The organism is Micrococcus sp. iso_26, from assembly GCF_056172975.1.
In genome coordinates, this window is sequence record NZ_CM149652.1 from 640,678 (window position 1) to 662,304 (window position 21,627).

At 71.8% G+C, this 21,627-nt stretch carries 19 protein-coding genes, 1 tRNA gene and 2 pseudogenes; 16 read left to right on the plus strand and 6 right to left on the minus strand.

Annotated features, from left to right (window positions below; genetic code table 11):
• Positions 1 to 108: 108 nt before the first annotated feature.
• On the minus strand, positions 109 to 894 hold the full coding sequence (gene istB, locus AC0VX0_RS02960) for an IS21-like element helper ATPase IstB (protein ID WP_010078636.1): 786 nt from the start codon (positions 892 to 894) through the stop codon (positions 109 to 111).
• Complete coding sequence (locus AC0VX0_RS02965; RefSeq protein WP_031943827.1) at positions 891 to 2,414, minus strand: IS21-like element ISMlu14 family transposase; 1,524 nt, start codon at positions 2,412 to 2,414, stop codon at positions 891 to 893. The genes istB and AC0VX0_RS02965 overlap by 4 nt, the downstream gene beginning before the upstream one ends.
• Between AC0VX0_RS02965 and AC0VX0_RS02970 the strand changes: the two are divergent.
• Together AC0VX0_RS02970 and AC0VX0_RS02975 are read left to right on the plus strand one after the other, a co-directional pair.
• A pseudogene (locus tag AC0VX0_RS02970) lies at positions 2,406 to 3,749 on the plus strand (IS30 family transposase). The gene AC0VX0_RS02965 and the pseudogene AC0VX0_RS02970 overlap by 9 nt on opposite strands.
• Before the next feature lie 4 nt (positions 3,750 to 3,753).
• Positions 3,754 to 4,047: pseudogene (locus AC0VX0_RS02975) on the plus strand (integrase core domain-containing protein); the annotation flags it as partial.
• Between the two features lie 478 nt (positions 4,048 to 4,525).
• Here AC0VX0_RS02975 and AC0VX0_RS02980 read toward each other — a convergent pair.
• The gene (locus tag AC0VX0_RS02980) at positions 4,526 to 5,371 is read right to left on the minus strand and encodes an alpha/beta fold hydrolase (protein WP_010079170.1); all 846 of its coding nucleotides are present in this window, start codon (positions 5,369 to 5,371) and stop codon (positions 4,526 to 4,528) included.
• Positions 5,372 to 5,458: 87 nt separating this feature from the next.
• A complete protein-coding gene (locus tag AC0VX0_RS02985; RefSeq protein WP_170721237.1) occupies positions 5,459 to 6,205 on the minus strand; it encodes a DUF72 domain-containing protein in 747 nt (248 codons plus the stop codon).
• A gap of 76 nt (positions 6,206 to 6,281) precedes the next feature.
• Here AC0VX0_RS02985 and glsA point away from each other — a divergent pair, with 76 nt between their 5' ends.
• The 8 genes from glsA (at position 6,282) to AC0VX0_RS03025 (ending at position 13,803) form a co-directional block, all read left to right on the plus strand.
• The gene (gene glsA, locus AC0VX0_RS02990) at positions 6,282 to 7,457 is read left to right on the plus strand and encodes a glutaminase A (RefSeq protein WP_257746616.1); all 1,176 of its coding nucleotides are present in this window, start codon (positions 6,282 to 6,284) and stop codon (positions 7,455 to 7,457) included.
• Positions 7,458 to 7,567: 110 nt separating this feature from the next.
• Positions 7,568 to 8,506 carry an SDR family oxidoreductase gene (locus AC0VX0_RS02995; protein ID WP_044659467.1) on the plus strand — a complete coding sequence of 313 codons (939 nt, stop codon included), beginning with the start codon at positions 7,568 to 7,570 and terminating at the stop codon, positions 8,504 to 8,506.
• Positions 8,503 to 9,573 (plus strand): nucleoside hydrolase, encoded by a 1,071-nt coding sequence (locus tag AC0VX0_RS03000; RefSeq protein WP_020624485.1) that lies wholly within the window; start codon positions 8,503 to 8,505, stop codon positions 9,571 to 9,573. The genes AC0VX0_RS02995 and AC0VX0_RS03000 overlap by 4 nt, the downstream gene beginning before the upstream one ends.
• Positions 9,574 to 9,653: 80 nt before the next feature.
• Positions 9,654 to 10,487 (plus strand): aldo/keto reductase, encoded by an 834-nt coding sequence (locus AC0VX0_RS03005; RefSeq protein WP_020624486.1) that lies wholly within the window; start codon positions 9,654 to 9,656, stop codon positions 10,485 to 10,487.
• Between the two features lie 131 nt (positions 10,488 to 10,618).
• Positions 10,619 to 11,542: a phage holin family protein gene (locus AC0VX0_RS03010; protein ID WP_020624487.1), complete on the plus strand. Its 924-nt coding sequence runs from the start codon at positions 10,619 to 10,621 to the stop codon at positions 11,540 to 11,542.
• A 153-nt stretch (positions 11,543 to 11,695) separates the two neighbouring features.
• The gene (locus AC0VX0_RS03015; protein ID WP_221845010.1) at positions 11,696 to 12,337 is read left to right on the plus strand and encodes a CDP-alcohol phosphatidyltransferase family protein; all 642 of its coding nucleotides are present in this window, start codon (positions 11,696 to 11,698) and stop codon (positions 12,335 to 12,337) included.
• A 126-nt stretch (positions 12,338 to 12,463) separates the two neighbouring features.
• Entirely contained in the window at positions 12,464 to 13,684 is a 1,221-nt protein-coding gene (locus tag AC0VX0_RS03020; RefSeq protein ID WP_078026175.1) for a glycosyltransferase, read from the plus strand.
• 45 nt (positions 13,685 to 13,729) lie between these two features.
• Positions 13,730 to 13,803: transfer RNA gene (locus tag AC0VX0_RS03025), tRNA-Ile, on the plus strand.
• Between the two features lie 61 nt (positions 13,804 to 13,864).
• On the opposite strand, the gene AC0VX0_RS03030 is transcribed toward AC0VX0_RS03025, so the two are convergent.
• On the minus strand, positions 13,865 to 14,749 hold the full coding sequence (locus AC0VX0_RS03030) for a LysM peptidoglycan-binding domain-containing C40 family peptidase (RefSeq protein ID WP_036339471.1): 885 nt from the start codon (positions 14,747 to 14,749) through the stop codon (positions 13,865 to 13,867).
• Positions 14,750 to 15,061: 312 nt separating this feature from the next.
• Here AC0VX0_RS03030 and AC0VX0_RS03035 point away from each other — a divergent pair, with 312 nt between their 5' ends.
• The gene (locus AC0VX0_RS03035; protein WP_144861740.1) at positions 15,062 to 16,264 is read left to right on the plus strand and encodes a glycosyltransferase; all 1,203 of its coding nucleotides are present in this window, start codon (positions 15,062 to 15,064) and stop codon (positions 16,262 to 16,264) included.
• Here AC0VX0_RS03035 and AC0VX0_RS03040 read toward each other — a convergent pair.
• Positions 16,200 to 16,874 carry a M23 family metallopeptidase gene (locus tag AC0VX0_RS03040; RefSeq protein WP_041105090.1) on the minus strand — a complete coding sequence of 225 codons (675 nt, stop codon included), beginning with the start codon at positions 16,872 to 16,874 and terminating at the stop codon, positions 16,200 to 16,202. The two genes, AC0VX0_RS03035 and AC0VX0_RS03040, sit on opposite strands and share 65 nt — an antisense overlap.
• Positions 16,875 to 17,278: 404 nt before the next feature.
• Here AC0VX0_RS03040 and rpsB point away from each other — a divergent pair, with 404 nt between their 5' ends.
• The 5 genes from rpsB to AC0VX0_RS03065 all read left to right on the plus strand — a co-directional run bounded on the left by rpsB (position 17,279) and on the right by AC0VX0_RS03065 (position 21,581).
• Positions 17,279 to 18,181, plus strand: a complete 903-nt coding sequence (gene rpsB, locus AC0VX0_RS03045) for a 30S ribosomal protein S2 (RefSeq protein WP_036382563.1) — start codon at positions 17,279 to 17,281, stop codon at positions 18,179 to 18,181.
• 103 nt (positions 18,182 to 18,284) lie between these two features.
• Positions 18,285 to 19,121, plus strand: a complete 837-nt coding sequence (tsf, locus tag AC0VX0_RS03050) for a translation elongation factor Ts (RefSeq protein WP_010079157.1) — start codon at positions 18,285 to 18,287, stop codon at positions 19,119 to 19,121.
• A gap of 208 nt (positions 19,122 to 19,329) precedes the next feature.
• Positions 19,330 to 20,097, plus strand: a complete 768-nt coding sequence (gene pyrH / locus AC0VX0_RS03055) for a UMP kinase (RefSeq protein WP_002857706.1) — start codon at positions 19,330 to 19,332, stop codon at positions 20,095 to 20,097.
• Positions 20,098 to 20,150: 53 nt separating this feature from the next.
• Entirely contained in the window at positions 20,151 to 20,708 is a 558-nt protein-coding gene (gene frr, locus AC0VX0_RS03060) for a ribosome recycling factor (RefSeq protein ID WP_036314042.1), read from the plus strand.
• 36 nt (positions 20,709 to 20,744) lie between these two features.
• Positions 20,745 to 21,581: a phosphatidate cytidylyltransferase gene (locus tag AC0VX0_RS03065; RefSeq protein ID WP_100058556.1), complete on the plus strand. Its 837-nt coding sequence runs from the start codon at positions 20,745 to 20,747 to the stop codon at positions 21,579 to 21,581.
• Positions 21,582 to 21,627 lie beyond the last annotated feature (46 nt).

The window sequence follows — 21,627 nt, forward strand, 5'->3', positions numbered from 1 at the left end:
CTGCCCATAGGCGGCCAGTGTTTCTTCCCGCTGGTGGCCATCAGAACTGCCCACTGGTGGCCAGCTGGTTTGCCCGTTTGGGTGGTGGTGCTGGCCACCGTGATGGGATCAGTTCAGTGGCATGACTCCCTTCCCGGCCATTGCCTGGGTCATCCGTACGGAGTCTCCGGTGGTCTGGCACACGTGGGCGTGGTGCAGGAGCCGGTCCACGGTGGCGGTGGCCAGGGTCTTGGGCATCAGCTCGTCGAAGCCGGCCGGGTGCAGGTTCGAGCTGATCGCTACGGAGCGTTTCTCGTAGGCGGCGTCCACGATGCGGTAGAGGCCCTCGGCGGCATCGTCGGCGACCGGCAGCAGGCCGATGTCGTCGATGACGATCAGGTCGGCGCGCAGGATTCGGGCGACGGCTTTGGTGATGGTGTCATCGGGCCGGTGGGCCCGGATCATCGCCCCGAGGTCCTCCAGGGTGAACCAGGCCACCCGCTTGCCCTCCTCCACGGCCTGCTGGCCCAGGGCCTCGAGGAAGAAGGTCTTGCCGGTGCCGGAGGGCCCGCAGACCACGAGGTTCTCTCTGCGCGAGAGCCATTCCAGGGTGCGCAGGGACTGCTGGGTCGGGGCCGGGATCGAGGAGGCGCCCGGATCCCAGGTCGTGAAGGTCTTGCCGGTGGGGAACCCGGCGGCCTTGCGCCGGGCGGCGAGCATGGATCGGGCCCGACCGGTGGTCTCCTCGACCAGCAGGGCCTTGAGGACCTCGGCCGGCTCCCAGCGTTGGGCCCGGGCGGTGGCCAGTACCTCGGCGGCGATACCGCGGGCGTGGGGCATCTTCAGCTGCCGCAACAGCGCCTCCAAATCGGCCGGCAGCGCCGGTGCGGCGGTGTTCGGGGTGTGGATGCTCACCGGGCTGCCCCCTCGGTGTTGGAGGTACCGAGGCCGGCCCAGCCGGCGGTGCCCTGGGTCAGGGACCGTTCCTCGGTGGCGGTGTGCATCCCGGTGCGGTGGCCGGCGGCGGTGAGCAGGGAGGCCAGGTCGCCGTGGGCGAAGCGCTGGTGCACCGCGGCCACCCCGAGGGCGCGGTCGACCTGGTCGGTGCCGGCGAGCTTGGCCAGGGTGACGGCCTCGGCCATCTTCTGACCGATCCGGCTGGTGCCGGCCGCGGCGGCCTCCACCAGCCAGGTCCTCGCTCCGGCCCCGATGGCCAGGAACTCGGCCTCCGCCGCCGAACGGGGCACCGGGGTGTAGTCCCCGGGCACCTTGTCCGTCTCGTGGCCGGGGAAGTGCGCGTCGTCGATGGCCGGGGACCCGGGCCGGGCCACCCGGTGCCGGGCGACCTCCACCGGCCCCTGCGCACCGGCGTGCATGATCACCACCATCGAGTCCGGTCCGGTGCCGTGATGGCGCACGAACACCTCGGCCCCGAGCAGGTGCGCGGGCACCGAGTACTGGGCGTTTTCGAAGGAGACCATCGGCGTGTTCTCCGGCACCTTCCGTCCCACCCCGTAGGCCACGGTGTGCGCCGTGGCGGGGATCCGATGCAACGCGCTGGTCTCCTCGGCGAGCATGTGGTCCGGGCGGCGCCGGGTCACCCGGTGCTCCCGGGAGTTCACCATGGCCATGAACCCCGCGCAGGCGGCCTCGAGCTCAGCGAACGAGGCGTACTGGTCCCGCAGGTTGGTGTCCTTCGGGACCAGGTCGGCCTTGGCCAGCTTCACCGCGTTCTCCACCCCGCCCTTGGCGGCCGGATCCGCTGGCTGGCAGGTCAGCACCTCCACGCCGTAATGCCGAGCGAACGCCACGGTGGCCTGGTTACGCACCGGCACCCCGGCCACATGAGAGACCGTCACTGTCTTCTCGTTATCCGTCAGCACATAGGTCGGCGCGCCCCCGATCAGCCGGAAGCACCGGTCCAGGGCGGCGAACACACTCGGAGCCGTCCTATCACGCAGGGCGATGACGATCCGGTAGCGGGACCAGGCCAGCCAGGCCACGAACAGCACCGTCTTGGCCCCGTCGATCGCCGGCCCATCGCCGAAGTCGTACTGCAGCCATGCGCCCGGCTCGGTGATCCAGGGCCGGTGCACCCGGCGCTTCCCGGCCCGCCAGGCGGCCTTCACCTCGGCCACCGCCCGCCGGGTGGAGCGCTCAGAGCCGGTGTAGCCCATTGCGGTGAGCTTGGCGTGCACGACATCGGCGCGGATCCTGCCCGTGGAGGCCTCGACCCATTCCTCGATCTTGGGCAGCCAGACATCGGTGACCTTCGGGCGGCTGGCTCCGGATCCAGGGGTCTGGCCGGCGTCGCGGGCCCGCACCAGCCGGGCCACGGTGTGATGGGAGCAACCGGCCAGCTCGGCGGCGCCCCGCAATGACTTGGTCAGGTCATAGGCACTGAGTATTTTCATGGTTTCTGCGGCATCCTTCATTCAGGGCCTCTTCCTCGCTGGATTCGATTCGACACCGATATCCAACCCGGGGAGGAGGCCCCCGCCGGCTCACGACGCGGCGGGCAACGAGCAACGCGGGCAAACCAGATGGCCAGCACCGGGCAGTTCCCGTGGCCATCACTGGGCAGTCCTCATGGCCGTCAGCGGGTCATTCCCTGGCCACCTATGGGCAGCTTTTCATGGCCGCTTACACAGGGCCAGGGGGTCCGTCAGATCGCACGCACGCTGGGACGTGATCCCGGCACGATCAGCCGTGAGCTGCGCCGTAACTGCGCCACTCGTTCCGGGAAGCAGGAGTACCGGGCCACGGTGGCGCAGTGGAAGGCCCAGGAAGCTGCCAGGCGGCCCAAGCCGGCGAAGCTGGCCACGAACCAGCGACTGCACGACTACGTCCAGGCACGCCTGAACGGGGTGGTCCTGGGCCCCGATGGCGTGGCCGTGCCGGGACCGGTCGGGCCCGGTTTCAAGGGGCGGAAGATGAAACCGCGCCGGGCGGACCGGCGGTGATCCACGGCGTGGAGCCCTGAGCAGATCAGCCACCGGCTGCGCCTGGAGTTCCCGGATGATGTGTCCATGCGGATCTCTCACGAGGCGATCTATCAGTCCCTGTTCGTCGAGGGACGGGGCGCACTCAAACGCGAACTCGTCGGGTGCCTACGCACCGGACGGGCTCTGCGCGAGCCGCGGGCACGTACCCGGAACAAGCCCCAGGGCCACGTCACCGAGGACGTGGTGTTCAGCAAGCGCCCACCTGAGGCCGCTGATCGTGCTGTGCCCGGGCACTGGGAAGGGGACCTGATTATCGGGACCGAGCGTTCAGCGATCGGGACTCTGGCCGAGCGGAAGAGCCGGGCCACGCTTCTGGTCCACCTTCCCCGCCTGCAGGGATGGGGTGAGCAGCCGCCGGTGAAGAACGGGCCGTCGCTGGGCGGGTACGGGGCCGAGGCGATGACCGCGGCCCTGACTAAGGCGATGACGACGGTGCCGGAGCAGCTGCGTCAGAGCTTGACGTGGGATCGGGGCAAGGAGCTGGCCGGGCATGTCCAGTTCACGATGGCCACGGGCACGAGAGTGTTCTTCGCTGACCCCCACTCGCCGTGGCAGCGGCCGACGAACGAGAACACGAACGGGGTGCTGCGGCAGTACTTCCCCAAGGGCACGGACCTGTCGAGATGGTCGGCCGAGGACCTCGCAGCAGTCGCGTACACGCTGAACAACAGGCCCAGGAAGGTCCTGGACTGGAAGACTCCCGCGGAGGTCTTCGCCGAGCAGCTACGCTCGCTCTCAACGCACGGTGTTGCAACGACCGGTTGAACCCGCCCAATTTCGAGCCAGGCGGTTCGTGGAGACGCTCCGGGTCAACGGCCTGGTCGGGTCGATGGGCAGGGTCGGTGCTGCTGGGGACAACGCGGCAATGGAATCCTTCTTCGCGTTGTTGCAGAAGAACGTGCTGAACCGGCGTCGCTGGCAGTCCTTCGACCAGCTCCGGCTCGCGATCGTGAGCTGGATCGAGCGGACCTATCACCGCCGTCGTAGGCAGGCCCGTCTCGGGAAGCTCACCCCTGTCGAGTTCGAGATGGTTCAATCAGTCCAGGCGGCTGCCGCCGCCTGATAACTCGTGTCAAGCAAACTCATGGCAGACCCTTCTCACGCGCCTGAATCTCGCCGTCATGGATCGACAGCACCTCGGTCTGTGCGCCAGCCCGCTCCAGAAGCGCCGCGCAGGCTCTGACTGACCGACATCAGGAAGCACTTCACGGCTGAGGAGAAGCTCTGTCTCTGCGCGAACAAGGCCGTCGCAGGCCGCGGCGGTGCAGCCGTGGTGGCTGGGTGCCTGGTGCACGAGGACCGGGGCTCGCAGTTCCGATCTGGCCTATTTCAGGACGCGCGCACCCGTCATGGGCCGATCGGCTTCGTACTCGACGTCCTGACGCGCGGTTCTGCCGGCCGGTCGGCCTGATCCCGCGCTCCGGGTGATCACGGCGTCGGATCGAGCCTGACAGGTCAGCGTCGGCGCCGTGGTGGATGGCATGCACCACCCCCACGAGCGCCGTGTCGCGTTCAGCACTCTGGTGGGCCTACCTGCCCCCTCACTCCGCCAGGAATTCCAGCAGGATCCGGTTGAACTCCTCGGAGTGGCTGATGCTGAAGCCGTGCGGGGCATCCTTGACGAGTTCGACGCGGCTGCCGTCGATCGCCTTGTGCGTCCGCTTGCCGGAGCCCTTGAACGGCACGATCTGGTCGGCGTCGCCGTGCAGGACCAGGGCCGGCACGGTCACTGCCGGCAGGTCGCGGCGGAAGTCGGTGGCCCCGAACGCGTCCATGCAGGCCAGCGCCGCCGTCTGGTCGGACTGCAGCGCCATCCGGATGGCCTCCTGGCGCTGCTCCTCGGTGACCTTGAGGCTGCTGGTCAGGCCGGCCAGCTTGGGGGTGGAGAAGAACGTCGTCGTGAAGTCGTCGAAGAACGACTCGCGGTCCTTCTCGAGACCCGCGCGCATCTCGGCGGCCTGCTTCTCGGTCAGCGGGCCGTCGGGGTTGTCGTCGGTCTTCAGCAGGTACGGGGGCACCGCGCCGGCGAACACCACCGAGTGGATCCGGTCCGCGCCGAACCGGGACATGTAGCGCGCCACCTCGCCACCGCCCATCGAGAAGCCCACGAGCGTCACGTCACGCAGGTCGAGCTCGGTGAGCAGACCGTGCAGGTCGGCGGTCATCGTGTCGTAGTCGTACCCGCCGGCGGGCTTCTCCGAGGCACCGAAGCCCCGCCGGTCATAGGTGATCACGCGGTAGTGCGGGGACAGGGCTGCGACCTGGTCCTTCCACGAGTCGAGGGTCAGCGGCCAGCCGTGGATGAGGACCACGGGACGCCCGTGGCCGGCCTCCTCCACGTTCAGTCCGATCGTGCCGTGGTCCGTGGGGATCTGCATGAGGGTCATGTGCGTCTGCCTTCCTGTGCTCTCGGGGGACGACGGCGGCGCTCGGCCGCCGCTTCCTCCTCACGCTAGGCACGCGCTCGGCACGTGTCAGGCTTCGGTCTCCGCCATCCTGCGCAGCGTCAGCGCGTTGAACGCGGCGTGGCCGTGGTTGTCGTTGTTGAAGTAGACGTAGGCGGGGCGCGCGCCCGCCGCGTCCGCGCCGGTCAGCTCCCGCAGCCGCTTCACCCAGGGGGAGAGCTCGGCGTCGGAGAACGATCCGCCGTAGCGCCAGTCCGGGTCCGCGTTGTGGAAGCGCACGTAGGCGAGGCGGCCGGTCGCGCGCAGCACCGGCTCCCGCCCGGCGATCACCGAGACCACGAACCCCGCCCCGTGCCGGTCGAGGAGGTCGAACACGTCCTCGTCCAGCCAGGACTCGTGCTGGACCTCCACCGCCACGCGCACCCGCTCGGGCAGCAGGCCGAGGAACCCGGCGAGTCGGTCGTCGTCGCGGTGCAGGTTGACCGGCAGCTGCAGCAGCAGCGGCCCGGCGTGGTCACCGAGCAGGTCCAGGGTGTGCACGATGCGCTCCACCCAGTCCTGCGGCTCGTTGAGCTTGCGGTAGTGGGTGAGGTAGCGGGAGGCCTTGACGGCCATCTCGAAGCCGGCGGGCAGGCGCTCGCGCCATGCCTCGACGGTGCTGTCCGCCGGCCAGCGGTAGTGGGAGCCGTTGAGCTCGACCGTCCGGAAGCGCTCCGTGTAGTGGTCGAGCTGGTCGGCGATCCGCAGCCCCTGCGGGTAGAAGGTCCCGCGCCAGTGCCTGTAGGTCCAGCCGGAGGTCCCGATCCGCACGTCCATCCCCCGACGATAGCCCCGGCCCGGGTTCCCGGGTCTTGCCTTCACCCTCCGTCGCCCGCGTAGCGTCCCGCTGATCATCGCGGTGGCTCAGAGGTACGACCGGAAGATGGGCATCGGCTCCCTGATCGCCACGATGCTCCCGTCCTCGATCGCCTTCCTGCCCGCGTGCACCGGCATGGTCATCGGCTGGAGGTGGCTGGGCCTGCCGCTGGGCCCGAACGCCCGGTCCAGTACACACCGTGACCGGCCCGGTGCCCGCCCGCGACCCGGGCGCCCGTCCACTACTGTGACAGGAATGGACACGACGCGATTCGACGACGACCTGCGCGCGATGCTCGGCGAGGTGGAGTCGGACCGCCGCGGCGAGCCCTCCGACTACCTCGAGGACGTCGCCGGCCAGCATGTGGACGGCCTCGCCGTGGCGGTGTGCACGGTGGACGGCCACCAGGCCGCCGCCGGGGAGACCGAGCACGCCTTCGCGCTGCAGTCGGTCTCCAAGGCCCTCACCTACGCGGTGGTGCTGCAGGAGATCGGCCTGGACCACGTGCTGGAGGACGTGGGCGTCGAGCCCTCCGGTGAGTCGTTCAACCACCTGTCCCTGCACGACGACGGCCGGCCGTGCAACCCGCTGATCAACGCCGGCGCCATCCTGGTCCACTCCCTCCTGCCCGCCGGGGACGAGGACGAGCGGACGGCCCTGCTGCTGCGCCGCTACAGCGCGCTGGCCGGCGTCGAGCTGGAGGTCTGCGAGGACGTCCTCGACGCCGAACGCACCCGCGCCGACCGCAACCTGGGCCTGGCCCACCTGCTCGCCGACGCCGGCCGGCTGCCCATCTCGGCCCGCGAGGCCGTGGCCGGGTACCTCGCGCAGTGCTCGGTCCTGGTCACCGCACCCCAGCTGGCCGTCATGGGCGCCACCCTCGCCGCTGGCGGCAAGAACCCCGTGACGGGGGAGCGGGTGCTGGACGAGTGGGTGGCGCAGCAGACGATGTCCGTGATGCTCACCTGCGGCATGTACGACGCCAGCGGCCAGTGGGTGGCTGAGGTCGGCGTGCCCGCGAAGTCCGGCGTCTCGGGCGCGCTGCTCGGTGCCGTGCCCGGGGCCCTGGGCCTCGCCGCGTGGTCGCCGCGCCTGGACGAGCAAGGTAACTCCCGGCGTGGCATCGGGTTGTTCGAGGGGCTCAGCTCGCGCTGGGACCTGCACGTGCTCCAGCACCGTGGCGCCCTGCGCGGCCTCAGCGGGCCCCGCTGACCCCGCGCTGATGCCTAGCCGCCGCGCCGTCGTCGCGTGGGCCACCCCGCCGACGACGCCGCGCTCCGTCCCTTGTCACCCTCTGGCGCGCGCCGCGTAGCATCGGGCCCATGACCACTCCAGAGAAGAAGGACGACGCCCCCGCGATCCCCGTGCAGGACTCCCAACTGGCCCACGACGACCCGCGCACCCGCCACCCGAAGCTCCGCGTCGACAAGCAGCGCCAGCCCGAGCCGGGCCTGGACGTGAAGACGGATCCCGTCCCGGACATCGGTCTGGACTCGTACCGGGGGATGGGTCGGCTGACCGGCCGCAAGGCCCTGATCACCGGCGGCGACTCCGGCATCGGTGCCGCGGTCGCCATCGCCTACGCCCGTGAGGGCGCGGACGTCGCCATCGCCTACCTGCCTCAGGAGCAGCCCGACGCCGACCGCGTCCTGGCGGCGATCGAGGCGGCCGGGCGCACCGCCGTCGCGTTGCCGGGCGACCTGATGGACGCCGACTACCGTGCCTCCCTCGTGGACGAGGCCGCGCAGCGCCTCGGCGGCCTGGACATCCTCGTGAACAACGCGGGCAAGCAGTTCATCTCCGATGACCTGACCGATCTCACCGACGAGCAGGTCCACGAGACGTTCCAGATCAACATCATGTCCATGTTCACGCTCAGCCGCGCCGCGCTGAAGCACATGGGCCCGGGCAGCACGATCGTGAACACCACCTCGGTGCAGGCCTACAACCCCAACCCGAGGCTCCTCGACTACGCGGCCACCAAGGGCGCCATCAACAACTTCACCAAGGGCCTGGCCGAGCAGCTCGGCCCGAAGGGCATCCGTGTCAACGCGGTGGCGCCCGGGCCCATCTGGACGGTGCAGCACGTGTCCTACGGTGAGCCCGAGGAGAAGCTGCCCGAGTTCGGCCACAGCACCCCCATCGGCCGCGCCGGCCAGCCCGTGGAGATGGCGCCCGCCTACGTGTTCCTTGCCTCGGGCGAGTCCAGCTACGTCAACGGCGAGACCCTCAACGCCAACGGCGGCACGCCCACCCCGTGACCGCCCGCCTCCTCGCCGACGTCGACACCGGCATCGACGATGCCTGCGCCCTGCTCCACCTCGTGGGCGCCCACCGCCTCGGTGTCGGCCCCGAGCTCGCGGCCGTCACCACTACGGGCGGCAACGCGACCGCCCGGGACTGCGCCCTCAACACCGCCGCGGTGCTGGACCTGGCCGGTCGGGCCGACGTCGAGGTGGCCGTCGGTGCCGAGACCCCGCTGCGCCGCCCTGCGGTCACCACCCCGGAGACCCACGGCGACGGCGGTCTCGGCCATGCCCGGATCGTTCGGCGCCCCGAGCGGCTCTCGTCCCGGCCCGCCGTGGACGTGTGGCTGGACGAGCTGCGGGCCCACCCCGGGGAGACGACGATCCTCTGCACCGCGCCGCTGACGAACCTGGCCCTCGCCCTGCGCACCGAGCCGCGCCTGCCGTTCCTCGCCCGCGGCATCGTGATCATGGGCGGCTCCTTCTATCATCCGGGCAACACCACGCCCACCGCCGAGTGGAACACCTGGGTGGACCCGGACGCCGCGAAGGAGGTGTTCGCGGCCGTCGAGGGCCTGCCCGAGGACCGCCTGCCGATCGTCTGCGCGCTCGAGACCACGGAGCGGATCGAGTACACGCCGGCCCTGCTGGACGGCCTCTTGGCCGACGCCGGGGCCCGCCCCGTCGGCTGGTCCGCGGACCGGCCGCGGGTCGCCGGGCCGGACGCCGCCACCGGCAGCCCCGTCCTGGACGTGCTCGCCGACGCACTGCGCTTCTACTTCGAGTTCCACCACGACTACGACCAGGGCTACATCGCCCACCTGCACGACCTCTTCGCCGCCCAGGTGGCCGCGGGCCAGGCCCGCATCGCCACGCGGGCCACCGTCGTCGATGTCGAGGCGGACTCGGAGCTGCTGCGCGGCACCACCGTCCACGACACGCGGGACATCTGGGGCATGCGCCCCAACGCCCAGCTCGTCACGGCCAACGACCCCGCGGAGGTGTTCGCGGCCTTCGCCCGCGCGGTGGGCGCCGTCGTCGCGGGGGAGCGCACGCTCGACGGCGGTTCCCCGGCCCGGTGACCGCCGTCGGGAATGCCCCCCGTCCGCGTGCGGTTGCACCCGAGGCATCCGCCAGACCCCGACCCTCCAGGAGCTCCCTCATGACCGACGTTCCCACCGTCCCCTTCCACGACGGCCAGCAGATCCCGCAGCTCGGGCTCGGCGTGTGGCAGGTCGAGGACGACGTCGCGGCCGACGTCGTCGAGCAGGCGATCCGCGCCGGCTACCGCCACATCGACACCGCCGCGATCTACGGGAACGAGGAGGGCGTGGGCCGCGGCATCGCCGCGTCCGGCGTCGCCCGCGAGGAGCTGTTCCTCACCACCAAGGTGTGGAACTCGGACCAGGGCTACGAGGAGGCGCTCGCCGCCCTCGACGTCTCGCTCGACAAGCTCGGCACCGACTACGTCGACCTCTACCTCATCCACTGGGCCAAGCCGGCGCAGGGGAAGTACCTGGACACCTGGAAGGCCCTGATCGAGGCGCAGAAGCGGGGCAAGGTGCGCTCGATCGGCGTCTCCAACTTCCCGGCCGCCCAGCTCGAGGAGATCATCGAGGCCACCGGCGTGGTGCCCGTGATCCACCAGGTCGAGACCCACCCGTACTGGCAGCAGCGCGAGCTACGCGAGGTCGAGGGCCGCCACGGCATCGTCCACGAGTCCTGGTCCCCGCTCGGTCAGGGCGGCGACCTCCTCGCCGACCCCGTGGTCACGGAGATCGCCGAGGTCCGCGGCGCGACGCCGGCCCAGGTGGTCATCGCGTGGCACCTCGCCCAGGGCTTCGTGGTCATCCCCAAGTCCGTGACGCCCGAGCGCATCGTCTCGAACCTCGAGGCCGCGGGGGTGGAGCTGACCGACGACGACGTCGCCCGGATCGACGCGCTGGACCGCGAGGACGGCCGTCTCGGCCCCGACCCGGCGGTCATCGACTTCTGATCCAGCCGCCATCGCGCGCACCCGGCCCGTCCCCCTGGGGGCGGGCCGGTGATAGCTTTGCTCGAGAATGCCCGGCGACCGCCGCGCCGCCCGGGCGCATCTGTCCAGGCACTCCACGGAAGGCATGCACCATGTCCCACCAGGCTCCCCCCGCCGATGCGTCGAAGGTCCGCGCGCCGCGGACCGCCGTCCCGGTGACCCCGCAGACCCGCGCGAGCTCGCTGACCGACCTGCTCGGCGCCGTCGTGCGCCTGTTGCCCCTGCAGATGAAGGACGAGCTCGAGCTCGCCAAGAGGCACGTGGCCGCGAAGGGCAAGAAGGCCGGCATCGGCGCCGGCATCGCGGTGGTGGGCCTGTTCTTCCTCGCACTCATGGTGGTCGCCCTCGTGGTGACCCTGATCGGCGCCTTCGCCGACCCGACCTTCTGGTTCCCGGCGCTGATGGTGGCGCTGGCGTTCCTCGTGCTCGGCCTGATCTTCGCCGGCGTCGGCCTCATGATGGTCAAGGGCGCCATGCCGCTCGTGCCGCAGGAGATCGTGCGCAACCTCGAGTACGACCTCGGCTACCTCAAGGAGGGCAACGCCTTCGATCCGGCCGAGTACGACCGCCTCAAGGCGGAGCGCGCCGAGGCCAAGCGTGTCGAGGCCGCCCGCGAGGCCGAGCGGAAGAAGGTGGAGAAGAAGGAGAACAAGAAGGCCCGCAAGAACGGCGAGGCCGCTCCCCATCCGGACCGCGCCGACGCCAGCGAGGCGGAGATCCGTCGCCGTGCCGACCTGCGCCGCCGCCACCTGGGCGACATCCGCTCCGGCCTGGACGAGAAGACCAGCGTGAAGGGCCAGCTCGCGGCCTTCGCCGCGCAGCGCAAGGGTCGCGGCGTCACCCCCGAGACCGCACACGCCACCGAGCAGACCGCGCCGTTCACCGGTGCCGCCCGCGCGGGGGAGCGGACCGCCGAGGCCGAGGACTACGTGAAGGACAACTGGCAGCCGCTCGCGCTGCTCGGCGCCTCCTCCGCCGCGTTCGTGGCGCTCGCCGGCCGCCTGCGCCGCCGCTGACCCGGGGGGGTGCCCGCCCTCCCCGGCCCCTGAGGCCCCGATCCCCACGGATCGGGGCCTCGTCGTCTGCGGGGAGGGGCGACGGCGTCGGTAGGCTGGGCGTGTGGGGCGCCCGGCGGGGGCGTCCGCCCGCGGACCCTGGAGGAGCGACCCATGCGTGTGATCGACGTCGGCCTGCGCGAGGGCCACGAGTACCGCGTCCGCGACACCTGGCTGACCGTGCCGAACCTCATCACCCTGGCCCGCTTCGCCCTGGTCCCGGTGTTCGTGTGGCTCACCGTCGACGGCCGGCACCTGGACGCGTTCGTGATCCTGGCGGTGCTCTCCGGCACGGACTGGGTGGACGGCTACGTGGCGCGCCGGTTCGACATGATCTCCACGGTCGGGCGGTGGCTCGACCCGGTGGCGGACCGCCTCTCCCTGCTGGTGGTGGCCGTGACGTTCGTGGCCACCGGCATCGCCCCGCTCTGGCTCGCCCTGGCCATCGCGATCCCGGACCTCGTGCTCGCCGCCGTGTGCCTGTGGCTGTTCGGCGGCAGCCCGGATCTGCCGGTCACGGTCCTGGGCAAGGTGCGCACCGCGCTGCTGCTGGTGGGCACGCCCCTGCTGCTGCTCGCCCGTGTGCCGGGGGTCGACGGCGGCCCGTGGAGCGGCGTGGCCCTGGCTCTGGTCGGCGCCGGCTGCCTGCTGCACATCCTCGCCGCAGGGGACTACCTCATGCGCGCGGTGGGCAAGGCCCGCGGCCTGCGGGCGGACGGTCAGGACCCGCGTGAGGACCCGTCCCGCCGGGGCTGACCCCCTCGCGCATCCTCGTGCCGGCGCCGACGGTTGCTACCGTGGGACGCGCGCCGTGCCCGCGGCCGATCCTCACGGCACGGGCCGGGCGCCGTCGTGCCATCGCCACCACAGAGAGGGACCGCCGTGTCCGACCGTCCCGGGATCGCCGCCGACCGCCCCCTGAAGGTGCTGATCGCCGCAGACACCTATCCGCCGCACGTCAACGGGGCCGCCACCTTCGGCCACCGCCTCGCCACGGCGCTGCACGCGCGCGGCCACGAGGTCCACGTCGTGATGCCGCGCAGTGACGCCGGCCCGGACACCGTGGAGCACCGGCCGGAGGCCACCGTGCACCTGCTGCGCTCCCTGCCGGCGCCGACGCACGAGTACTACCGTGTGGTGCTCCCGCGGCACGCCAAGACCTCCTTCCGCCGCATCTACCGCGAGGTCCAGCCGGACGTCGTGCACGCCCAGTGCCACTACATGATCGGCGAGGCCGCCATCAACGAGGCCGAGCGGCGCCGCATCCGGATCGTCTCCACGAACCACTTCATGCCGGAGAACCTCGAGCCGTTCCTGCCGTTCCCGCAGTGGTTCCTGGACATCGTCTCCCGGGTGTCGTGGAAGGACATGGGTCGGCTCATGGGCAAGGGCGCGGTGGTCACCACCCCCACGGCCCTCGCCGCGCAGGCCATGGCCGAGCACGCCGGCCTGGACAACGTCCTCCCGGTCTCCAACGGCATCGATGCGAGCGCCTACGAGCTGCAGCCGGGGGAGAGGGTGGACCATCCCGGCCATCCGGTCGTGCTCTTCGTGGGGCGGCTGGCCGTGGAGAAGAACGTGGAGGTGCTGATCCGTGCGATCGCGCACCTGGCCCGCACCCGTCCCGACCTGGACGTGCACGCCGAGATCGTCGGCGACGGCGAGCAGCGCGACCGCATCCGTGCCACGGTGGACGAGGAGGGGGCGGCCGACCGCGTCCTGCTGCGCGGCCACGTCTCCGAGGAGGAGCTGCGGGCGGCCTACCTGCGCGCCGACGTGTTCTGCCAGCCGGGCACGGCGGAGCTGCAGTCCCTCGTGACCCTCGAGGCGCTCAGCGCGTCCACCCCGGTGGTCCTCGCGGACGCCCTCGCGTTGCCCCACCTCGTGGACGAGGGCGTCAACGGCCACCTCTTCCCGCCCGGGGACCACGTGGCCCTGGCCGAGCGGATCGCCCGGATCCTCGACCTCTCGGACGCGGAGCGCGCCGCCATGGGTGAGGCGTCCCACGCGAAGGCCCTGCACCATTCCGCCCAGAAGACGGTGGACATCTTCGAGCGCCTCTACCGCGGCGCGACGGCCGCCGAGGTCCGCGCGCTGCTCTGAGACCCGTCGGTAGGATGGGCGGGTCCCGCGCGATGCCGCGGGGGAGGGGCGTTAGCTCAGTCGGTCAGAGCAGGGGACTCATAATCCCTGGGTCGCGGGTTCAAGTCCCGCACGCCCTACAGAAAACGGCCCCCGGCCGCGCGGTATGGCGCGGGCCGGGGGCCGTCGTCGTGCCGGTGCTCAGTAGCGGGCGGCCACCGCGAGCATGTCGGACTTCATGATCGTCGTGGAGGTGAACACTAGGCCCGCGTCCTCGTTGAGGGCGTGGGCGAGCTGGCCGCCGCCCATGTACATGGCCGTGTGGTAGATGCGGCCGGTGGACTGGTTCGCATAGAACACGAGGTCGCCGGGCTGGGCCTGGGAGATCGGCACGTAGGACTTCGCGGCGAGGTACTGGTCGCCGGCGCGGCGCGGGATGGAGATGCCGGCCCGGGCCATGGCCTGCTGGGTGAGGCCGGAGCAGTCGAAGCCGGAGGGGCCGTTGCCGCCCCACACGTAATAGGAGGACGGGTTCCGGACGGCGGAGCGCACGTAGTCGACGGCAGCCTGCTTGGACGCGGGCGCCGGCGCAGGGGCGACGGCGGGGGCGCTGGAGGTGGAGACCGAGGTGGTCTTCAGGACCATCCCCGGGTGGAGCATGGTCGAGGAGCTCATGCCGTTGATGGACTGCAGGATCGAGGCGGACACCCCCGTGCGGTAGGAGATGATCCACCAGCCGTCGCCGGCCAGCACGGTGTAGGTCGAGCCCGAGGTGGACGGCGCCGGGGCCGGGGTCGGGGTGGCAGTGCCGGAGGTCTTGAGGACCATGCCGGGATGCAGCACGGTCGCGGCGGTCATGCCGTTGAGCGACTGCAACCTGGACATGGAGACGCCGGTGCGCTGGGCGATGATCCACCAGCCGTCGCCGGAGCGGACGGTGTAGGCGGTCTCGGCGGCCTGGGCGGTCTCGGCGACGGACACGGTGCCGACGCCGGTCAGGGCGGCGGCGCCCAGGGCGAGGGCCACGGAGGCGGCGGCGGTGCGGGGGGCGCGACGCACAGCGGCGTGCGAGGAGGTCACGGACATCGGATCTTCTTCCCGGACAGGACCTGCGGCCCATGAGGGCGGTGCCTCCGGGCGATGCCCGGAACGAGGCCGGACCGCGGGTGCGAGTTGACGAGCAGTGCGGATGACCGGGTACGCGAGGACGCGGAGGAAGCCCCGGTGTGGCGGATCGGCTGTAACCGATCCGTGATCAAGATACACGATCGTTATCGAAACGCAATCAGAAATCCGGATGACGTCCAGGTGGCCGATCGGCGCTCGACGCGCCCCGGTCGGCACCTACCGTGCGCGGCTGTCCCCGCCCCTCTCCGGCGCGGCGCTAGCGTGGTGCGGGTGAGCCCCTCCCGCCCCCTGCGCCTGCTGATGGACGCCCGCTACACCCGCACCGACTTCCACGACGGCATCTCCCGCTACGGCGCGAGCCTCATCGAGGCGGTCGCCCGCCGGACCGACGCGCCGGGCCCGGAGGGGGCCGACGTCGAGGTCGAAGTCGCGATGCTGATCTCGGACGAACGACAGCTGGCCCTGCTCCCGGACGGCGTGCCGTGGCACCTCGTCTCCGGCCCCACCTCCCCACGCGAGCCGTTCGTGGCCCGTCAGGTCGCGCGCCTGCGACCGGACGTCGTCTTCTCGCCCATGCAGACCATGGGGTCGTGGGGGCGGGACTACGCGCTGATCCTCACGCTCCACGACCTCATCTACTACGAGCACCGCACCCCGCCGCGGAACCTGCCCGAGCCGATCCGCTGGCTGTGGCGGGCCTACCACCTGACCAAGACCCCGCAGCGGCTCCTGCTCGACCGCGCGGACGCGGTCGCCACGGTCTCCCGGACGACGGCGGAGCTCATCGACCGGCACCGCCTCACCCGGCGTCCGGTCCACGTCATCGCCAATGCGGCGCAGACGGTACCGGAGCCGCGTGACCCGGACGAGACCCCGGACCGCACGCTGCTCTACATGGGCTCGTTCATGGACTACAAGGACGTCGAGTCCCTCGTGGCGGCCGCGCCCCTGCTGCCGGGCTACGCGCTGCACCTGCTCTCCCGCATCAGCCCGGAGCGCCGCGGGCAGCTCGAGGCCCGGCTGGCCGCGCGCCGCGCCGCCGCGGGGGCCGCCGGCGCGGACGTGGTCTTCCACGACGGCACCGACGAGGCCGAGTACGTGCGCCTGCTCCGCCGGGCCACCGCGGCCGTCACCCTCTCCCGCGCCGAGGGCTTCGGCCTGCCCGTGGCCGAGGCGATGGCCCATGGCACGCCGGTGGTGTGCTCGGACCTGCCGATCTTCCGCGAGATCGCCGGCGCGGGCACCCCGTCCTTCCGGGGTGTCCCGCTCGAGGGGGACCGGGCGGCCGCGCTCGCCGCCCGCGTGCGGGAGCTCGAGGATCCCGCCGAGTTCGCCGTGGCCTCCCGGGCGAGCGTCGCCCAGGCGGCCCGGTTCAGCTGGGACGAGTCCGCCCGCCGGCTCCTGGACCTCACGGCCGCGCTGGGTGTGGCGCGGCGTGCGGCCAGAGCACGGACGGGCCGCTCCACCCGATGAGCACCAGCGGGTCGAGGTAGCGGTCGAAGGCCGCCTCCCCCACACGCCAGCCGTCGGGCTCCCGCACGCCCCAGTGCACGCACGCGCGCGTGCAGTGCGGTGGCGCCCCGGCCAGTCGCCCCACCGGGTCGCCCGCGGCGACGACGGCCCCCACGGCGACATCCGCCTCCACCGGCTCGAGCGAGCTGCGGGTCCCGTCCTCGTGCTCCAGGGTCAGCACGGGGCGGTCGACCACGACCCCGGCGAACACGACCCGGCCCGCCGCCGGCGCCTGGATCGGAGCCCCGGTCTGCACGGCGAGGTCCACGCCCCGGTGCCCCCGACTCCACGGTCGCTCGGGTGCGACGAACGCGCGGAGCACGTCATCCGGGGCGGCGCCGGCGACGGGCGGGTGCCACGCGACCGGCGCGGCCGTCGCGCCCGGACCTGCCGGGGACGCCGCGACGAGGAGCAGCGCGTCACGCGTGGACGGTGCGGGCGTGGCCCGGGACACGGGGCCGAGGTCGCCCATCCCCAGGGCGAGGACGAGCCAGGCGAGCAGGGCTGCCGCGACGCACCCCGCGATGCGCGGACGCGGGAGCGGACGGGGGAGGAGCGTGCGAGGGGTCATGGCGTCAGCCTGGCGTTCCGGGCGGCCGCGTGGCAGGCCCGCAGTCCCATCGTGGAGAGCGCCCGCCGCACCGGCCCCTGTGCAGGAGTCGGCGATGGGAGCGGGCGCCCACCTGGGGTAGGATTCACCTCAGCGGTGTCCTGTGGCCGGCCCTGTGCTGTGCCCCGGACGCCGACTCCGCGCATCGCGGTGGGTCGCTTCAGCGGCCCAGCCCCCACGCTCGGTCCCGTCCCCGCCGTCCTCCTGGAGAGGACGTCGGCGCGGGTGCTCGTGGGGCCCGGCAGCCCGCCGTCGTGGTGCCAGGGGCCGCCCGACCGGGCCGGCCGCCAACCGTCAAGAAATCGACCGGCAGACCGCCCGCGCGTGAAGCGCGGGGTGCCACGGCTGCCACAGAAGGGAACGTCATGCCCGTCGTGACCATGCGCCAGCTCCTCGACTCCGGTGTCCACTTCGGCCACCAGACCCGCCGCTGGAACCCCAAGATGAAGCGCTTCATCTTCACCGAGCGCAACGGCATCTACATCATCGACCTCCAGCAGTCGCTGTCCTACATCGACCGCGCCTACGAGTTCGTCAAGGAGACCGTCGCCCACGGCGGCACCATCCTGTTCGTCGGCACCAAGAAGCAGGCCCAGGAGGCCATCGCGGAGCAGGCCGGTCGCGTGGGCATGCCCTACGTGAACCACCGCTGGCTCGGCGGCATGCTGACCAACTTCTCCACCGTCTCCAAGCGCGTGCAGCGCATGAAGGAGCTCGAGGAGATCGACTTCGAGGACGTGGCCGGCTCGCAGTTCACCAAGAAGGAGCTGCTGCTGCTCAACCGTGAGCTCGAGAAGCTGCAGGCCAACCTCGGCGGCATCCGCAACATGGCCAAGACCCCCTCCGCCGTGTGGGTCGTGGACACCAAGAAGGAGCACCTGGCCGTCGACGAGGCCCAGAAGCTCGGCATCCCGGTCGTCGCCATCCTGGACACCAACTGCGATCCGGACGAGGTCGCCTACCCGATCCCGGGCAACGACGACGCCATCCGCTCCGTGAACCTGCTGACCCGCGTGGTCGCGGACGCCGTCGCCGAGGGCCTGATCGCCCGTCAGGGCGGCAAGTCCGGCCAGGCGGCCGCCGAGCCGATGGCCGAGTGGGAGCGCGAGCTGCTCGAGCAGCACAACGCCCAGCAGGCCGAGCAGGCTGAGCAGGCCGAGGCCCCCGCCGCCGAGGCGCCGGCCGAGCAGGCCGAGGCCCCCGCCGCCGAGGCGCCGGCCGAGCAGGCCGAGGCCCCCGCCGCCGAGGCCGCCCCGCAGGGCGAGTGATCCCGGCCGGCCCGTCGGCCCGGCCCCACCCGGCCGGGCCGACGGACCGGATCAGACCCCGAACATCCCGCACAACCCACACCACGGGAAGGACCGAACGAGCATGGCGAACTACACCGCTGCTGACATCAAGGCCCTGCGCGAGCGCACCGGCGCCGGCATGATGGACGTGAAGAAGGCTCTGGACGAGGCCGACGGCGACGCCGAGAAGGCCATCGAGATCATCCGCGTGAAGGGCCTCAAGGGCGCCACCAAGCGCGAGGGCCGCTCCGCCGCCGAGGGCCTCGTGGCCGCGACCGTCGAGAACGGCGTCGGCGTCATGATCGAGCTCAACTGCGAGACCGACTTCGTGGCCAAGGCCGACAAGTTCATCGCCCTGGGCGACGTGGTGCTGCGCGCCGCCGTCGCCTCCGGCGCCACCGACGTCGACGGCCTGCTGGCCTCCGACTACGAGGGCCGCACCCTGGGCGACTACGTGACCGAGGAGGGCGCCCTGCTGGGCGAGAAGGTGGCCGTGCGCCGCCTGGCCCGCGTGGAGGGCGCCTTCGTGGACGCCTACCTGCACAAGACCTCCAAGGACCTGCCGGCCCAGGTGGGCGTGCTCCTCGCCGTGGACGCCGACTCCGCCGACGCCAAGACCGCCGCGCACGACATCGCCGTGCACACCGCGGCCTATTCGCCCACGTACCTCACCCGTGAGGACGTGCCGGCCGAGACCGTCGAGAACGAGCGTCGCATCGCCGATGAGACCGCCCGTGCCGAGGGCAAGCCGGAGCAGGCCCTGCCGAAGATCGTGGAGGGCCGCCTGACCGGCTTCTTCAAGGAGATCGTGCTCGTGGACCAGCCGTTCGCGAAGGACCCGAAGCAGACCGTCGGCAAGGTCGCCTCCGACGCCGGCACCAACGTCACCGGGTTCGCCCGCTTCCGCGTCGGCAACTGACCGCCGCACCCGGACCGGCCGCTCCCGGTCCACGCCCCGCGGGGGCGTAGGATCGGGAGCGACCCGAGGTCCACTCCGGCGCCGGATGGCGCCGACGACCATCGCATGACGGGGTGGCCGCCCCGACCGGGCGGCCACCCCGTCCGCGTGTCCGCCCCCGGGACGGCCGTCCCCGGCCCGACCCCCCACCGACCAGGAGATGCTTCCCATGGAGACGAACCGCGCCCCCGAGGACCCGACCACCGCCCACGCCCCGCAGACCTCGGACGACACCGGCCGCCGTCGCGTGCTCCTCAAGCTCTCGGGCGAGGTGTTCGGCGGCGGCAAGATCGGCGTGGACCCGGAGACCGTCCGCGGCATCGCCGAGCAGATCGCCGCCGCGGCGGACCAGGTGGAGATCGCGATCGTCGTCGGCGGCGGCAACTTCTTCCGTGGCGCCGAGCTGTCCGAGAACGGGATGGACCGCCGTCGGGCCGACTACATGGGCATGCTCGGCACCGTGATGAACTGCCTGGCCCTGCAGGACTTCCTCATCCAGGCCGGGGTCACCACGCGCGTGCAGTCCGCCATCCACATGGAGCAGGTGGCGGAGTCCTACATCCCGCTGCGCGCCATCCGCCACATGCAGAAGGGCCGCGTCGTGATCTTCGGCGCAGGCACCGGCCTGCCCTACTTCTCCACGGACACCGTGGCGGCCCAGCGTGCCCTCGAGGTCGGGGCGGACGAGGTCCTGATGGCCAAGTCCGGCGTGGACGGCGTCTACACCGCGGACCCCAAGAAGGACCCCACCGCCGAGCGTCTCACGCACCTGACCTACGACGAGGCGCTGCTGCGGAACATCCGCGTGATGGACCTGACCGCCATGACCATGTGCAAGGACAACGACCTGGACATGCGCGTGTTCGGCATGGAGGGCCCGGGCAACGTGACCCGCGCCCTGCTCGGCGAGCCGATCGGCACCACCGTCACCGTCTGAGGCGCGCCGCGTAGGATGGCGGCAGACCTGTTCCACCACACCGAGGAGACACCGTGATCCAGGAGACCCTGCAGTCCGCCGAAGAGCAGATGGACCGCACCATCGAGGCCACGCGTGAGGACTTCGCCTCCGTGCGCACCGGCCGCGCCAACCCGGGCCTCTACTCCAAGGTGATGGTCGACTACTACGGCTCGTTCACCCCGCTGCAGCAGCTGGCGTCCTTCACCACCACGGACGCCCGCACGCTGCTCATCACCCCGTTCGACCAGTCGGCCCTGCGCAACATCGAGAAGGCGCTGTCCGAGTCCGAGGTCGGCGCGAACCCGTCCAACGACGGCAAGGTCATCCGCATCGTGATGCCGGAGCTGACCGAGGAGCGCCGCAAGGAGTACGTGAAGCTGGTCAAGTCCAAGGCGGAGGAGCACAAGATCTCCGTGCGCAATGCCCGCCGCAAGGCCAAGGAGGCCATGGACAAGGCCGTCAAGGACGGCGAGGTCGGCGAGGACGAGGGCGCCCGCGGCGAGAAGGAGCTGGACGCGCTCACCAAACGCCACGTCGAGCTCATCGACGAGATGGCCAAGAACAAGGAGCAGGAGCTGCTGGAGGTCTGAGCCTCCCGCCGTCCGCGCTCGCCCCATGACCTCCCCATGACCTCCGCCGTGTCCACCTCGCCCGCACCTCCGCGCGGCGGCCGCGACCTCAAGTCCGCCGTCCTCGTGGGGGTGGGGCTGCTGGCGACGGCCCTGGTCGGCCTCTTCTGGCTCGACTGGCTGCTGGTCCTCCTCGTGGTCGCCCTGCTGGTCGGCGCGGTGTCCGAGATCGCGACGGTGGTGCGCGGCATCGGCCTGGACGTGCCGCGGCCCCCGCTCTGGGTGGCCGCGGCGGTCCTGCCGCTCACCGCGTGGCGGTGGGGGGTGCCCGCGCTGTTCATCGCCCTGGTGGCATGCCTGGCGCTGGTGGCCGTGTGGACGGCGCTGACGCGGCGGCGTCCGGCGGGCCAGTTCATGCTCGCGGGCGTGTTCATCGTGCTGTGGGCGCCGTTCCTGCTCTCCTTCGCCGCGGCGCTCCTGGACGAGCCGCTGGGGCACCGCATGGTGGCGGTCCTGCTGCTGATGGTGGTCTCCAACGACACGTTCGGCTACATCGTGGGCTACCGCTTCGGCCGCACCCCGATCGCCCCGCGCATCAGCCCCAAGAAGTCCTGGGAGGGCCTGGCCGGCTCCCTGGCGGGCTCGGTGCTGGTGGGCGTCGTCGCCGTCCCCCTGCTGGTCGGCCAGCCGTGGTGGGTCGGCGCCGTCCTCGGCGTGACCACCGTCGCCGCCGCCACCTCGGGGGACTTCTCTGAGTCCATGGTCAAGCGTGAGCTCGGCATCAAGGACATGTCCTCCGCCCTGCCCGGCCACGGCGGCGTGATGGACCGCCTGGACTCCCTCGTGTTCGCCGCGCCGGTGGCCTACACCGTGCTGGCGCTGCCCCTGACCTGATCCACCCCTCGACCCGGCACGGCCGGGACCCGCACCGCAGGAGACG

What these genes read in the sequence shown, in the direction of transcription:
- AC0VX0_RS02965 (WP_031943827.1), bottom strand. Translation starts at nt 2,414, where the DNA reads ATGAAGGATGCCGCAGAAACCATGAAAATACTCAGTGCCTATGACCTG.
- AC0VX0_RS02980 (WP_010079170.1), bottom strand. Translation starts at nt 5,371, where the DNA reads ATGACCCTCATGCAGATCCCCACGGACCACGGCACGATCGGACTGAAC.
- AC0VX0_RS02985 (WP_170721237.1), bottom strand. Translation starts at nt 6,205, where the DNA reads ATGGACGTGCGGATCGGGACCTCCGGCTGGACCTACAGGCACTGGCGC.
- AC0VX0_RS02995 (WP_044659467.1), top strand. Translation starts at nt 7,568, where the DNA reads ATGACCACTCCAGAGAAGAAGGACGACGCCCCCGCGATCCCCGTGCAG.
- AC0VX0_RS03005 (WP_020624486.1), top strand. Translation starts at nt 9,654, where the DNA reads ATGACCGACGTTCCCACCGTCCCCTTCCACGACGGCCAGCAGATCCCG.
- AC0VX0_RS03010 (WP_020624487.1), top strand. Translation starts at nt 10,619, where the DNA reads ATGTCCCACCAGGCTCCCCCCGCCGATGCGTCGAAGGTCCGCGCGCCG.
- AC0VX0_RS03015 (WP_221845010.1), top strand. Translation starts at nt 11,696, where the DNA reads ATGCGTGTGATCGACGTCGGCCTGCGCGAGGGCCACGAGTACCGCGTC.
- AC0VX0_RS03030 (WP_036339471.1), bottom strand. Translation starts at nt 14,749, where the DNA reads ATGTCCGTGACCTCCTCGCACGCCGCTGTGCGTCGCGCCCCCCGCACC.
- AC0VX0_RS03040 (WP_041105090.1), bottom strand. Translation starts at nt 16,874, where the DNA reads ATGACCCCTCGCACGCTCCTCCCCCGTCCGCTCCCGCGTCCGCGCATC.
- rpsB (WP_036382563.1), top strand. Translation starts at nt 17,279, where the DNA reads ATGCCCGTCGTGACCATGCGCCAGCTCCTCGACTCCGGTGTCCACTTC.
- tsf (WP_010079157.1), top strand. Translation starts at nt 18,285, where the DNA reads ATGGCGAACTACACCGCTGCTGACATCAAGGCCCTGCGCGAGCGCACC.
- pyrH (WP_002857706.1), top strand. Translation starts at nt 19,330, where the DNA reads ATGGAGACGAACCGCGCCCCCGAGGACCCGACCACCGCCCACGCCCCG.
- AC0VX0_RS03065 (WP_100058556.1), top strand. Translation starts at nt 20,745, where the DNA reads ATGACCTCCGCCGTGTCCACCTCGCCCGCACCTCCGCGCGGCGGCCGC.